We start from the raw sequence: 13856 nt of genomic DNA on the forward strand, positions 1-13856 counted from the left end.
GGTATAATCGCGAAAAATTTTAGATTAGAGAAATGATATGAACTTTATACAAACTCGTGGCGTTGATCCGTCAAAACCTAAAACAGTTACTTTTTCACAAGCTATTTTAGACCCGATAGCATCTTACGGTGGACTTTATGTTCCTGAAAAACTTCCGGAATTAGGTCAAGCATTTTTAGATAAACACTTAAACTCTTCATATAAAGTGTTAGCAAAAGATATGTTAGATGCTTTTAATATCGATATAGAATCAGCTGTAATTGATGAAGCGTTAAACCTATATGACAAGTTTGATGATGCTTCTAACCCTGTACCGGTTGTAAAAGTAAAAGAAAATCTTTATGTAAGTGAGTTGTATCACGGTCCTACACGTGCATTTAAAGATATGGCACTACAGCCTTTTGGTATTGTTCTTTCATCTATTGCACAAAAAAAGAATGAAAACTATTTAATCTTAGCGGCAACAAGCGGTGATACTGGTCCGGCTGCATTAGAGACTTTTAAAAATCGTGCAAACGTAAGAGTTGCTTGTTTATACCCTGACGGTGGAACAAGTGATGTTCAAAGATTGCAAATGGTTACTGAAGATGCAGAAAATCTAAAAGTTATCGGTATAAACGGTGTATTTGATGATGCACAATCAGCTCTTAAAAGATTACTTGCATCAAGCGAATTCAAGTTTGCATTGTCTGAAAAAAATACAAAACTTTCAGCTGCAAACTCTGTAAACTTTGGTCGTATCATTTTCCAAATCATTTACCATATCCATAGTTATTTAGAACTTGTTCGTCAAAATGCAATCACTATGGGTGAAAAAGTTTACCTAAACGTTCCAAGTGGAAACTTCGGAAATGCTCTTGGCGGATACTATGCATGGAAAATGGGACTTCCTGTTGAGAAGATCATTATCTCTTCAAACGAAAATAATGTATTAACTCGTTTAATTAAAACAGGTAAGTACGATCTAAACGGTTGTGATGTAGTAAATACAACTTCACCTGCTATGGATATCTTAAAATCTTCAAATGTTGAAAGAATTCTTTTTGATATGTTCGGTGAAGTAAGAACGAAAGAGTTAATGCAAGACCTTGAAGAGAAAAATGTTTATGAGCTTACAGCAGATGAACTAGCAACTTTACGCACTTGTTTCGATGCAGATTTCTGTAATGGGGATGAAGGTAAAGCTTACATCAAAGATACATTTGATAATGACAATTATCTAATGGATCCTCATACTGCAACTTGTTTTAAATCATATGAAACGTGTAGTGATCCTAAAATAAAATCTATCATCTACTCAACTGCAGAGTGGACGAAATTCTCTCCTGTAATTGCAAACGCACTTACTGGTGAAGTAGATGCAGAAGATATTATCGCACTAGAGTCTATCTCTAAAACTGCGAAATTAGCAATCCCTGCTATGGTGAAAGAACTCTTTACTAAAGAGATAGTTCAAAAAACTATCATCAATAAAGAGGATATAGAAAAAGAGATTTTAGATTTTATCTAAAACTCTTTTCTTCCCTCCTAATCTCTCCGAATTCTTCTAAAATCAATATTTCTTATACTCTTTTATACTTGTTTAATAATTTATGTCATACAATGATAGTATCTTGTAATAGGATTGGTCATGGGTATAGATGAAGACTTAGAACACAAACGACACATGATGTATTATAATCAGCTTCTACAAACCGATAGAAGATCGAAGCTCAAAGGTGAAAAGAGTAAGAAAAAGAAAAAAGATAAGTTGAGCTTTGGATCACAAAAAGTTGATTTTAAAGACTACGTGTATGCGCCCGACGATTATGAATGGTTAGCATATCTTTTTTACTTTATAGCTATCCCTTATGTAACGGGGGCAGTGTTCTTATTTTTATTTATTGCCGGTGGTGATTTTGATAACTTTATGCTGCTTAATCTCAACTCATTCATTATTGTATGGTTGATCGGATATGAGATAGTTGCCGCATTTTTATTATTTTGGATTTTTATCATGTTCTTACAATATGAACGTGAAGATGATGAAGACCCTTACGGGTTTGGATGAGAGAGTTATCTTACTCTCATCTCTTTTGGAGCGTCTTTAGGTACAAGTCCGTATTTTGAAAGATCGACCATAATCTCTTCTCTTTTATCTTTAAGAAGTTTTTGCATAACAGGGTTTCGGTCCATTTTGTATGTCTCTGTTTTAACTACGTTACCTTTGTGATCGTAGTATTTTTTTAATCCCACTTTATAGTTGTTTTTATAATAAACCTCAGAGTAGAGATAACCCTCTATATCCCACTCTTTCATTACACCTTCACGTCTTCCCATAACATAGTTGACTTCAGAACCAAGTACTCCGTTGTCATAGAAGATCTTTTGTATATCGTGTTTTTGGCCATCTACATATTTTACAACGAGCTTTTTAGCTCCGTTATCGTAAAAAGATGTGTAAACTCCATTCTCTTTTCCATCTACAAAATTAACTTGTGATTTTACTTTACCGGTATCTGTATACCAGTATGTCATTCCGTTTCTTTTACAGTTTTTATATGTTGATGATTGAGTATTGTCTTTTTGAATGTATTCACTAGGATCGGCACAAAAAAACTGTGTATCATTGGCAAAAATAGCTGTAGAAAGCAATATTAAAGATAGAGACTTTAACATAATGATTCCTTATAAAAAAATTTTTAAAAATAATACCATATACTCATCACATTTTTATCAAGATAATTCTGTTGCACGTTTATAGGCAGTTTCAATAGCGTCTATACAGGCATTTCTGACATTGCCTTTTTCAAGTGCTCCGTATCCTGCAGCAGTAGTACCGCCCGGGCTCATTACGCCGTCTTTAAGTAGTGCAGGGTGGATATCTTGGATCAGTTTTCCAAAACCGCCGAAAAGTCCTCTCATAATTGCCATTGCATCATCACGCTTAAGTCCTTGTTTTACTGCTCCGTCAGTAAGTGCTTCAGCAATAAGCGCTAAATATGCAGGACCGCTTCCCGCTAAGGCTGTTGCGATATCAAGCTCTTTTTCACTTCCAAGCCATACAGTCGGTCCGATTGCGCTAAAGATCTCTATCGCTTCATCTTTAAATGTTTCATCACCTGTTAAAGTTGTCATAGAGTGGTGCACAGAAGCTGCCAAATTCGGCATAGTTCTTACAACTGCCTGTGTTGCAAAATTGTTTTTTAGTTTCTCTACAGTACTTCCCGCTAATACAGAGTATATAACTCTAGCTTTCCCTTTTAGCTGTTGAGACACCTCTTCGATATTGTACGGTTTAACACAAAGAATAATAGTTTTATCTTCAATATTAAAATCTTTAAGTAATGATTTTTCTGCTGTAATACCTAAATCTTTTTCAAACTTTTCTAATTTTGTAAGATCTCTTCCAACAACTTCTATTTTATATGTATCCTTTAAGCCTTGGGCAATGCTAAGTGCCATATTTCCGTTACCAATAAAAGTTATTGTTTTCATATTTCGTCCTCAAAATTTTTTATGTTATTATAGCATTAATATTTACGAGGGGATTTTTTAGTATGGAACAATTTTTAAAAAATGCAAAAAACGGCAGTAGAGTTTTAAATACATTAAGTGGAAAAGAAAAAAATAGAATTTTAAGAGAGATGGCTGAGGCTTTAAGAGCAAATACTATGAGTCTGATCGAAGCTAATGCTATAGATATGGCAAACGGTAAAGAGAATGACCTTAGTTCTGCACTTATGGATCGTCTTTTTTTAGATGAGAAAAGAATTGATGCTATGGCGATTGCAGTTGAAGAGATCGCAGCACTAAAAGAGCCGACTGGAAGAGTGCTTGAAGGTTGGGTAACTGAAGACGGTTTGAAGATCGAGAAAGTATCTATCCCTATCGGTGTAATAGGGATCATCTATGAGTCTCGTCCAAACGTTACAAGTGACACGGCAGCACTTTGTTTTAAAAGCTCAAACGTATGTGTGCTAAAAGGTGGTAAAGAGGCTGAAAACTCTAATCAGGCGATCGCAAAAGTACTGCAAGCGGTATTAGAGAAAAACAACTTGCCAAAAGAGCTTATTTCACTTTTACCGGACAGTTCACGTGAGGGTGTAGCTAAACTTATTAAGATGGATAAATATGTTGACCTTATCATTCCTCGTGGTGGTGAAGCGCTTATTCGTTATGTAAGTGAAAATGCTACGGTAAGTGTAGTAAAGCACGATAAGGGTTTATGTCATACATATATTGACAAAGATGCAGATCAAGAAAATGCGGTAAAAATTGCGATCAATGCAAAAGTACAACGTCCGGGTGTTTGTAATGCTATGGAGACATTACTTGTAGATAAAGCAGTAGCTGCAGAAGTTTTACCAAAACTCAAAAAGGAGTTTGATGCAGCAGGAACTGATCTACGAGGTTGTGGAGCTACACAAGAGATAATCAACGTTGCAAATGCAACAGATGAAGATTATGATACTGAGTATCTGGCAAATATCTTAAGCATTAAAGTTGTTGACGGTGTAGAGGAAGCGATTGAACATATTGTAAGATTTGGTTCTGGACACTCTGAAGCTATTATTACCGAAAACATTACAACTGCAGAGGAGTTTTTAAATAACATTGATGCAGCGGCACTCTATGTAAATGCAAGTACACGTTTTACTGATGGCGGGGCATTTGGTTTTGGAGCGGAAGTTGGGATCTCAACAAATAAACTTCATGCCAGAGGACCTATGGGAATCGAAGGTTTGACAACGTATAAATTTAAAATATACGGAAGTGGTCAAACAAGATAAACAGAGTATCTATTTTTGATACTCTTTTATATCTTCAAGTAAGATGTTTAGGTGGTGTTGGTACTGCTGCAATAGTGTGAGGTAGCTTTTCTCCTCATCATCTGCGATAGAATCTTTAATATATGTAGCAACATTATGTAGTTTTACAGCGCCGATATTTGCTGATACACCAATAATATCTAAAAGTAATTTATCTGCTTTTTTTAGCTCATTGTTTTCCAACAGACTAATTAATGTTTGATCTGAATCACTGTATGTCTCTAAGAACTCACTTAAAATTTCATGGTAAAAAGTTTCATCACCGCCACAAATTTCTAAACCTCTTTCACCGTCAAGTTCTCTTGTTGTGACAACATTAACCATATCTTCATCATCTGATGATTGTTCCTCTTGATTCCCTGAGTATGCATATAAAATATCATACAGAGCATCCATTTTAAGAGGTTTTTCAAGGTGTTCAGACATACCTGCTTCTGTCATCTTTCTAATATCGTCAGATGCAGTATCACCGCTTAGTGCCACAACTACGATATGATCGTATTCAGGTGTTGCACGTATACGGCGTGTAGCTTCAAAGCCGTCAATATTTGGCATATGTGCATCCATAAGGATAATAATAAAGTTGCTGTCATTTTGTAAAATGCTTAATGCTTCTTGTCCGTCATTTGCAACAATCACTTCTATACCGCTGTCTGCTAAAAGACCAAGTATAACTTTTTGGTTGATGAGGTTATCTTCAGCCAATAATATTCTTTGACCTGAGAACTCTTGGAAGCTATCTTTTGTAATCTTGCCGTGTGGCGGTACTTCTCTTTTTTGGATGGTTTTTGTTTGAGGAACTTCTTCTTCTGTTACAGTTTCCTCTTCAATAACACCGAAGTCACCCTCTTCAGAACCCATACCTTGAGGCTCTAGATCCATTAAATCTGTTTGTTTTTCTTCTGTTGGTTCTTCGGGAGTTACTCTCTCTTCTTGAACTGTTTCTTGCTGCTCGTCATATTCATCTTCTAAAAGAGCTTTTTCACCTATCTCATCTTCTTTTACTTCTTCTAAATCATCTTCGATTAACTCTTCTGATGATTTTTTAGAACTTATTTTATAAACTACAAATGCGACGATAAGTAGAAGGACAACGGCAATAGCAACCAGTTCAATATTATTTAGTAACTCTTCTAACATTTTTTTCTCTTTTGTGTTAATTTTACTAATAGTACACTAAGTAAAATTAAAGATAAATTATAGCCTTGAGACAATACTTTACAATTTTGGGGTATAATCTTAAGAAAATAATAGCTCAAGGAAAATTTTGGAAAACATCCCACATATACCAGTTTTATATAGAGAAGTTGTAAGTGCTTTTGATGATATTACAGATGGAATCATCATAGATTGTACAATGGGATATGGTGGACACTCAAGTCTGATTTTGGATAATAATCCAAACATAAAACTTATCGCTATCGATCAAGATCAAACAGCCATAGACTTTTCAACAAAAAGACTGGAGAAGTATGGCGAGCGTGTAGAGATCAGAAAAGGGCGTTTTTCCAATGTTATCAAAGATATTTTAAATGAGTATGATCCTCGTGACATAAAAGGGGTTCTTGCAGATATCGGTGTATCTTCACTGCAACTGGATCAAAAAGATAGAGGTTTCTCGTATGAGAGTGATAACCTCGATATGCGTATGGATAAAGATGCTCCGCTTAGCGCTTCAAATGTGATAAATGAATATTCTCAAAACGATTTAGAGATAATCTTACGCGATTACGGAGAGATGAGAAACTACAAAAAAGTAGCTTCGGTTATTATGCAAAACAGACCGTTTCACTCCGCTAAAGAGTTAAGCCAAAAACTGAACCCTTTTATGCCTAAAGGGAAAAAGATCCATCCCGCAACACTTTTAATGCAAGCTATCCGTATTGAGGTAAATGATGAGTTAGGGGAGCTTAAAAACTTACTTGCTGCTCTAGAGGATGCAAAACTCCCAAGTGCAAAAATTGCAATTATCTCATTTCACTCTTTAGAAGACCGAATAGTAAAACAAACCTTTGCTGCTTGGGCAAAAAGTTGTATATGCCCGCCTCAGGCGATGCGATGTGAGTGTGGAAATAACCACAACTTAGGAAAAATCATAACAAAAAAACCGATTACGGCTCAAAGTGATGAGCTCAAAGATAATGCTCGAAGCAGAAGTGCGAAACTGCGAGTATTTCAAATGGAACTGGAATGAATGATAAGACAGAACTTTTAGAAGAGTATGACAATCTAATTAAAGTTAAACAAAAGCTTGATTTTAATTATTTTTTATATATGCTTCTTGTGATTACCTTTATAGCTGTTTTTGCTTTTCCAAAGATATATATCAATCAGCAAATATACTATACAAGCAGGGATATTTCGAAGTTACAAGTAGAGTATGAAACCCTGCAAGAGGAAAATAAACTTATCCGATCATCGGTTGAGTCGATCAAGTTTAAGAATCAAGTTTTAGATACGATGTTTTAATAAGGGAATTAAGTGGTACGCAGTTTTATCAGGTTTTCTATAGAGAAACCTCTTTTAAATCATATACTTTTAATATTTATATTTATGCTCTCAATCTTTGCGTATATCAATATACCAAAAGAGATCTTTCCGCCTATGAACATGGACAAGATCGTAATTACCGGCGGATATAGTGGAACTTCCGCTGATGTCCTCGATAAGATGGTGGTGCAGACGATCGAAGACGATATGCAAAATATCGATGACCTTGAAGAGATCAAGAGTGATATCAAAAACGGTGCCTTTACAATCTCGGCAGATATCAAACCGGGTGCCGATAATATCTTGGTGCTTAATGATGTCAAAGATATAGTAAGCAGTGTTAAAAAAGACCTCCCTTCAGATATGAACGAACCCGTTGCAAAGATCAAACTTCACGCTTTCCCACTGGCTCTTATTGCACTCTCGGGCGATGTTTCTAAAGAGGAGTTGTTAGATAGAGCAGAAGAGCTAAAAAGCGAACTCTCAAACTTTAAAGACCTCAGTGACATCACTATCCGTGGTGATGCAGATGAAGAGCTTGATATTGTTTTAAATAACGACAAAATCAAAGCGTACGGACTCCAGCCTGCACTCGTGGTATCTGCGATCAGCAACATCAGCTCCATTTTTCCGATCGGTACGATCAAACAACAGGCAAACCACCTTTATATCTCAACATTTAACGGGGAAAAAACAAAAGAGGGTGTAGAAAATACCCTGATTGATGTAGGCGGTAAAAAACTGAAAATCAGTGATATTGCAGATGTCGATTTTACGCTGAGTGACGAGGCTGAACTCTCTCACTATAACGGTGTAAGAAACATCTCTGTCAATGTGACAAAAAGTAAAGACGGAAATGCCATAGCACTTGTAAAAGATATACGTGCGTTGTTAAAAGAGCTGCATCAAAAAAATCCGCAGTTCAATTACGATATCTATACAGATACATCGGTATGGATTAAAAACCGTCTTAATGTAGTTTTTTCAAACATAATGTTTGGATTGATGTTGGTATTTTTAGCAATGCTTATTTTCATCAACCGCGGGATTGCATTTGTTGTAGCCCTTGGTATTCCTGTGAGTTTTATGATCGGACTTATTGTAAGTGAATTACTTGGAGATAGTTTAAATATGCTCTCACTTCTTGGAGCTTTGATAGCCCTTGGGATGCTTGTGGATGAAGCTATCGTAGTAGCCGAGAATATCTACAGACACTTAGAGGAGGGGATGGAGCGTAAAGAAGCGGTAGTTCAGGGTGCAGTAGAGATGTTTCCGGCAGTTTTAACGGCAACGCTGACAACGGTATTTGCTTTTTTACCTATGCTTCTCATGAGCGGAGAGATGGGGATGTTCATTAAGATCATCCCTATTATGATCACTGTTTTACTTTTATCTTCATTATTTGAAGCGTTCTATTTTCTACCGCTTCATGCTTATGAATTTTTGAGAGTTTCCAAAGAGGGAAGTTTTACAAAAAATATGTGGGCGGGTATGTATGTCCGCTACAGTAAAGTGTTACACTTTTTCTTTAGAAGAAAAGTGATCTCACTCATCACTATGGTTTCTTTGATCCTTGGAGCTACCGTACTTTTTGTTTCACAACTAAAGTTTCAGTTGTTTCCAGATTTCGATACGACACAGGTGTATGTGTACGGCAAAGTAGATATTAACAATGAACTGACAGATACGGAACAATACGTTGCACAATTAGAGAAAAAGATTTTAGCAAAGATTGATCCTCAGGATGTCTCTTCAGTTACTTCGGTGATCGGTTTTAAGATGGATTCTAAAAACAATGCGGAGATAGGGGAAAATCTTTTTCATATCTTTGTTGATCTAAAAGAGAGAGCACCTGTAAATATGTTCGATACATATATAAGCCCGTATCTCTCGATCGAATACGATAAAGATATTAAAACACGGCAAAAGGACTCTAGAGATATCGCACAAGATATAAAAGAGCTTTTAAAAGATGAGTTTGCAAAATATGACGAGTTAGTTGTAAAAGTTCCGGGCGCGGGTGTGATTGCACACGATATTGAGATCGGACTTCGATCACAAGACGGCAGGGATGTCGTGCCGTACCTCAAAGAGCTTGAAAGCGAGATCGCAAAAATAAACGGTGTATTTAATATCTCCGATGATGCAACATTGGGGGAAAAAGAGTTAAAGCTTCGCATAAACAAGTACGGTCAAGAATTAGGTTTTAATGAACAAAGCATCTCAAACTCTTTACGTGCATATTATCTCAAAGGGGAGTACGGAAAACTCTTTAACAATAGTGGACTGGTACGTATAAAAATTGAAAGTAATATGAACGAAGATATAGACTCTTTAAAAGATCTAGAGGTGCAAATCCCTTCAACGAACCAGTATGTGCTGCTTAAAGATATAGCAGATTTTATCTATGTGCAAAGCTATGTGACACTTAAAAAAGAGGATGCAAAACGTATAAAAAGTTTTTATGCCTCTTTAGATAAAACAGTTATAACATCGTCTGAAGTTATGAAAAAGCTTCAACCGGTATTTGAGAAGCTTAAAAATGAAGGTATTTTAATCGATATCAAGGGTGAAGAGAAAGAGAATAAAAAGAATATCAGAGAGATGACACAGTCTGCTCTGATCGCATTATTTTTAATTTTTATTACGTTAGTATGGTTGTTTGATTCTATAAAGAAATCTTTAATTGTAATCAGTACAATACCACTTGTTTTACTTGGTGTGTTTGTCGGGCATTACGTGATGGGAATCAATCTGACAATGCCGGGAATGATAGGTATAGTAGGACTTGCAGGTGTTGTTGTAAATGACGGGCTTATTATGGTTGACTTTATCAAAAAAGCCAAAGATACGGAAGAGTTGATGTCAAGAGCAAAAACAAGACTCCGGCCAATTTTACTTACATCACTGACAACGGTACTTGGGCTTTTAACACTGATCTTCTTTGCATCGGGTCAGGCGATGATACTCCAGCCGATGGCGGTATCGCTTGGATTTGGTATAGCATGGGCTACAGTGTTGAATCTTATATATGTACCGCTTTTATATGCAGTGGCATATAGAATAAAAGCACCGCAAAATATTAATTAGGAGAGTTTATGAATTTTGATATAGCATACGGAGAGTTTGGTGTAAGACCCCCGGTTACAAAACCGATTCCTGAGTTTTTGATCGAAGTAGGGGAAGCGGGAATAAGAAAGTTAATTGATGAGCATTATGAGGCTATAAAAACGAGTGAGATAGCACATCTGTTCCCTATGGATCCTCAAGACCTAGAAAAAGCTAAAAAACATGCAGCCGACTTTTTTATTCAGATTTGCGGCGGTCCCGATTATTTTAATCAAAGCAGAGGTGCTCCTCAAATGGTAGGTCGTCATGCACGTTTTCGCATAGATGCTAAAGCAAGAGAAGTATGGTTGAGTCTATATATACCGCTCCTTGAAAAACTCAAAGAAGAAGGTGTTACAGAGACGTCGTTACAGTCATTTTGGAACTACTTAAATGTATTCTCTTTATGGATGGTAAATACACAGTAGATTTCACACAATATAGTAAGCTAATTCTAAGCAACTGATGAGTATAATTTCGCCCTACCAAAACAAAGTGGGTTCTTAGCTCAGTTGGTTAGAGCCCTCCGCTCATAACGGAGTGGTCCCGTGTTCGAGTCACGGAGAACCCACCACTTTTAATCCCAAAAATACGAACTTTTTAATTTTACCTAAGCTCTATTTAGATGTCTAATTGTACTAGTGTCACCCAAAGTGTCACCAGCCTTTTTAAACAACTCTATATTTGTAGCAACCTTTAAATGCTCATTTCTGATAAAACCTGCATAGTTTTTCATAATCATCTCTGGTGAAGTGTGTCCGACAATGGCTGCAATTTCCATTATTTTAAACTGTTCACTATTGAGCATTGCAGTGATAAAAGTGTGTCTTGTCGTATAGAGTTTTCTATAATTCATTCCACAATCTTTTACGAGCTGATGCCATCTTCTTTTAAAGAATGTAGCGTCTTTGATAAAGCTTCCATCAAACTCAAATAGATAAAGCGATTTACTTAGTTTTCGTTGGCTTTCAATATATGGCTTTACAGCATCAAACAATGGAATATCTCTAACACTTCCTAGTGTTTTAGGTGAAGTAACCCGACCTTTGGAAACTGAACGTCTAATGGTGATTCTATCTTCCAATATATCACTATGCATCAAACCTAATATCTCACCGCTTCTCATACCAGTATGTAAAGCAACACCTAAGTAGTTTCGAAACATGCCAGTTGAGTTTTCTAGCATTAGATTTACTTCTTGAACTGAAAAGGGTTCAATGGGAGCTTTCTCTTCTCTTTTAAACCTAATTCCAAAAGCAACATTACGCTCAATTGCATCATCATCAAGTGCAATATCTAATGTGCCTTTAATACATCCGAGATAATCTCTTTTTGTACCATTTCTTAGATTTAAAGATGCTAAGTATTCTTTAACGGTAAGAGGTTTTATTTTTGCAACATTCATATCTCCAAAGTAACGATTTACTTTGTTATAGATTCCTATTCTCGTATGATAGCTTTTATCTGTTTTATGAAGTTCAAGAAACTTTTTAAAATAGTAAGAAAACTTTTTAGACTCTTGCTTTTTGGCTTTGAGTTCTTCCATCTTCTTAGCTATCCAAACGGGTAAATATTTTGTTTGCATATATTTGAGAGTCTTTTCAGTCTTTAGAACTTTTGTACTCTCTTGACCAACTTTAACATCATCATTTTCAAATAACACTTGGTATTTCACATACCAAAATTTTCTGTTTCCTCGTGATAAAATAGAGGCTTTTATATCTTGCACTCTGTCTCCTTTTTTTACAAAGGATTTAGTATCACTTACAACTAACATGTTATTCTAACCTCTTCTAGCTAAAAGATTTTCAAGCTCATCATTTTGCTCATAACCTTTTAACCAGTTTTCAAGTGCTTCAATATCCCAAAGAACAGCTTTTTTAGTTTTAGAGTTAGTAGGCGGTATAAAAAAGTGAATACCTTTGATAAACTCTGTATGCATTCTTTGTTGGAAGTAATCAATTGACAAATCAAAAATTTCAGGAAGGTTTTTAGTTTGAAGGTATTTTTTCATACATTTTCCTTTCTAAAATGGATATTCACAAGGATTATCTAGTCCACGAGTTTTTAATTCAATATAAGCGTTCTCATACTTTTTAATGAGTACTTGTATATCTAAATCACTTGAACTATCTAAATCCTCTTTGAGTTTGAGAATATATTTTTGCAACTCTAAATCATCTAAATCTCTTGGATTTATTTGAGTAGTTACATTTTCATAAACGAGTTTGACACCTTGTTTATCTTTTATAGAGTTGATATGATTCTTTTTAAACTCATCTAGCACATCTTTGAAGAACATCTCATCTATTACACCACCATGTATATGAAACTTTCTAGCTACTGCGATAGTGTCTTTAATTGCTTCGACAATTGTATATTTATAGCTCTTTCTTTTAATACGTTCTATAGGAGCTTGAATCTCAAAGAACTCTTTTAATATATAACTTTTTTCAAGATGTTCCCATAGTGGATGAGTCTTAGCTCTATGTTTATTTTTCATCTCTTTAGTGTTATCTGTAATGGAGGATAAATCAACCATACGTATACCGTTTAAACACTCTTTGAATAACGCTTCAGCACCAGAGAGTAAATCATCTACAGTATCTATCTTAAATGTCTTTAGATAGTCTCTATGCATCTCAAATTCTATGTTGTATATATCTTTAGTTCTCTCAAACCCATTAGAGAGAAAATGAAAGTACATCATATCTTTTTTCTTTGACTTTTTAAGTTCAGCTCGTTTATCATAGAGTCTTAATAAAAAAGGGCGTTTACCTATATACAAAGTCTCTAATTTATGTTTATTTGCACGCTCTTTGATAAGTGTTTCATATTTACGTTTACGAGTTACAAACATTGTTTTATCTATCCATGATAAATCACTTTGCACAAAGATATTTAAATCAGCTCTTGTAATTGGTTTATGACCTGTAATATAATCAACTAGAATAGCATCTATATATTGAATTAAAAACTTAATACCTAGAAAATAAATCCCTCTTGCATCTAACTGGACTTGGATATCATTTAAACCTCTATTGGTTTTATAGTCCTTGAATCCTATAGTGAAATAACTATCAATGTGTGTAAACCAATAAAACCCTTGTGCCTTTCCATTGAAGAAAAAAGTTTGTTTATTGATGAGTACATTTATATCTTTGTTCTCATACTTTAAATCTCTCTTTTCAAACCTTGCTTTGCTTTCCTCGTATTGGTCTAATATATCTAGGAATAAATCATCATACTGTTCATTAGTTTCATAGAAGTAGTAAAGTGTATCTATACCGCTGATAGTTTTAGGAGTACTACCTAACTCTTGTGTCTCTAAATCTTTCAATCTTTTTTACCTAACAACCTCTTTGAGGTTTAGAAGGGGGTGTTACTAGACACCCCGAACAAAAAAGGTAGCTAACGCAATCTACGCTCGAAGTGGCAAAGCCACAA

At 35.3% G+C, this 13856-nt stretch carries 13 protein-coding genes and 1 tRNA gene; 8 read left to right on the top strand and 6 right to left on the bottom strand.

Annotated features, from left to right (window positions below):
- The first annotated feature begins 37 nt into the window (after window positions 1-37).
- Both thrC and QWY88_RS01190 read left to right on the top strand, forming a co-directional pair.
- Entirely contained in the window at window positions 38-1510 is a 1473-nt protein-coding gene (gene thrC / locus QWY88_RS01185) for a threonine synthase (protein ID WP_304543197.1), read from the top strand.
- Between the two features lie 120 nt (window positions 1511-1630).
- Window positions 1631-2050 (top strand): hypothetical protein, encoded by a 420-nt coding sequence (locus QWY88_RS01190; protein WP_304543199.1) that lies wholly within the window; start codon window positions 1631-1633, stop codon window positions 2048-2050.
- Between the two features lie 5 nt (window positions 2051-2055).
- Here QWY88_RS01190 and QWY88_RS01195 read toward each other — a convergent pair whose 3' ends face one another.
- Window positions 2056-2658, bottom strand: a complete 603-nt coding sequence (locus QWY88_RS01195; RefSeq protein ID WP_304543201.1) for a toxin-antitoxin system YwqK family antitoxin — start codon at window positions 2656-2658, stop codon at window positions 2056-2058.
- A 57-nt stretch (window positions 2659-2715) separates the two neighbouring features.
- Window positions 2716-3477, bottom strand: coding sequence for a pyrroline-5-carboxylate reductase (locus QWY88_RS01200; protein ID WP_304543203.1), 762 nt, complete (start codon window positions 3475-3477; stop codon window positions 2716-2718).
- A gap of 62 nt (window positions 3478-3539) precedes the next feature.
- Here QWY88_RS01200 and QWY88_RS01205 point away from each other — a divergent pair, with 62 nt between their 5' ends.
- Complete coding sequence (locus tag QWY88_RS01205) at window positions 3540-4772, top strand: glutamate-5-semialdehyde dehydrogenase (RefSeq protein ID WP_304543205.1); 1233 nt, start codon at window positions 3540-3542, stop codon at window positions 4770-4772.
- Between the two features lie 9 nt (window positions 4773-4781).
- Here the strand turns inward: QWY88_RS01205 and QWY88_RS01210 are convergent, their stop codons facing one another.
- A complete protein-coding gene (locus QWY88_RS01210) occupies window positions 4782-5951 on the bottom strand; it encodes a response regulator (protein WP_304543207.1) in 1170 nt (389 codons plus the stop codon).
- 127 nt (window positions 5952-6078) lie between these two features.
- On the opposite strand from QWY88_RS01210, the gene rsmH reads away from it, so the two are divergent.
- From rsmH to QWY88_RS01235, 5 genes are all read left to right on the top strand, one after another.
- On the top strand, window positions 6079-7005 hold the full coding sequence (rsmH, locus tag QWY88_RS01215; RefSeq protein WP_304543209.1) for a 16S rRNA (cytosine(1402)-N(4))-methyltransferase RsmH: 927 nt from the start codon (window positions 6079-6081) through the stop codon (window positions 7003-7005).
- A complete protein-coding gene (locus QWY88_RS01220; RefSeq protein WP_304543211.1) occupies window positions 7002-7280 on the top strand; it encodes a hypothetical protein in 279 nt (92 codons plus the stop codon). Before rsmH ends, QWY88_RS01220 begins: the two co-directional genes overlap by 4 nt.
- Window positions 7281-7292: 12 nt before the next feature.
- Complete coding sequence (locus QWY88_RS01225; protein WP_304543213.1) at window positions 7293-10391, top strand: efflux RND transporter permease subunit; 3099 nt, start codon at window positions 7293-7295, stop codon at window positions 10389-10391.
- Window positions 10392-10399: 8 nt separating this feature from the next.
- A complete protein-coding gene (locus QWY88_RS01230) occupies window positions 10400-10837 on the top strand; it encodes a globin domain-containing protein (RefSeq protein WP_304543215.1) in 438 nt (145 codons plus the stop codon).
- Window positions 10838-10906: 69 nt separating this feature from the next.
- Window positions 10907-10983 (top strand) — tRNA-Ile (locus QWY88_RS01235).
- A gap of 36 nt (window positions 10984-11019) precedes the next feature.
- Here QWY88_RS01235 and QWY88_RS01240 read toward each other — a convergent pair.
- From QWY88_RS01240 to QWY88_RS01250, 3 genes are read right to left on the bottom strand one after another with little or no spacing between them, the layout of a single operon-like run.
- Complete coding sequence (locus QWY88_RS01240; protein WP_304543217.1) at window positions 11020-12138, bottom strand: tyrosine-type recombinase/integrase; 1119 nt, start codon at window positions 12136-12138, stop codon at window positions 11020-11022.
- Window positions 12139-12192: 54 nt separating this feature from the next.
- On the bottom strand, window positions 12193-12423 hold the full coding sequence (locus QWY88_RS01245; protein ID WP_304543219.1) for a hypothetical protein: 231 nt from the start codon (window positions 12421-12423) through the stop codon (window positions 12193-12195).
- 12 nt (window positions 12424-12435) lie between these two features.
- Window positions 12436-13749, bottom strand: coding sequence for a hypothetical protein (locus tag QWY88_RS01250; RefSeq protein WP_304543221.1), 1314 nt, complete (start codon window positions 13747-13749; stop codon window positions 12436-12438).
- Between the last annotated feature and the right edge of the window lie 107 nt (window positions 13750-13856).

The organism is Sulfurimonas sp. hsl 1-7 (assembly GCF_030577135.1).
GTDB classification, from domain to species: Bacteria; Campylobacterota; Campylobacteria; order Campylobacterales; family Sulfurimonadaceae; genus Sulfurimonas; species Sulfurimonas microaerophilus.

What these genes read in the sequence shown, in the direction of transcription:
- QWY88_RS01190 (WP_304543199.1), top strand. Translation starts at nt 1,631, where the DNA reads ATGGGTATAGATGAAGACTTAGAACACAAACGACACATGATGTATTAT.
- QWY88_RS01205 (WP_304543205.1), top strand. Translation starts at nt 3,540, where the DNA reads ATGGAACAATTTTTAAAAAATGCAAAAAACGGCAGTAGAGTTTTAAAT.
- QWY88_RS01195 (WP_304543201.1), bottom strand. Translation starts at nt 2,658, where the DNA reads ATGTTAAAGTCTCTATCTTTAATATTGCTTTCTACAGCTATTTTTGCC.
- QWY88_RS01200 (WP_304543203.1), bottom strand. Translation starts at nt 3,477, where the DNA reads ATGAAAACAATAACTTTTATTGGTAACGGAAATATGGCACTTAGCATT.
- QWY88_RS01220 (WP_304543211.1), top strand. Translation starts at nt 7,002, where the DNA reads ATGAATGATAAGACAGAACTTTTAGAAGAGTATGACAATCTAATTAAA.
- QWY88_RS01210 (WP_304543207.1), bottom strand. Translation starts at nt 5,951, where the DNA reads ATGTTAGAAGAGTTACTAAATAATATTGAACTGGTTGCTATTGCCGTT.
- QWY88_RS01245 (WP_304543219.1), bottom strand. Translation starts at nt 12,423, where the DNA reads ATGAAAAAATACCTTCAAACTAAAAACCTTCCTGAAATTTTTGATTTG.
- QWY88_RS01230 (WP_304543215.1), top strand. Translation starts at nt 10,400, where the DNA reads ATGAATTTTGATATAGCATACGGAGAGTTTGGTGTAAGACCCCCGGTT.
- thrC (WP_304543197.1), top strand. Translation starts at nt 38, where the DNA reads ATGAACTTTATACAAACTCGTGGCGTTGATCCGTCAAAACCTAAAACA.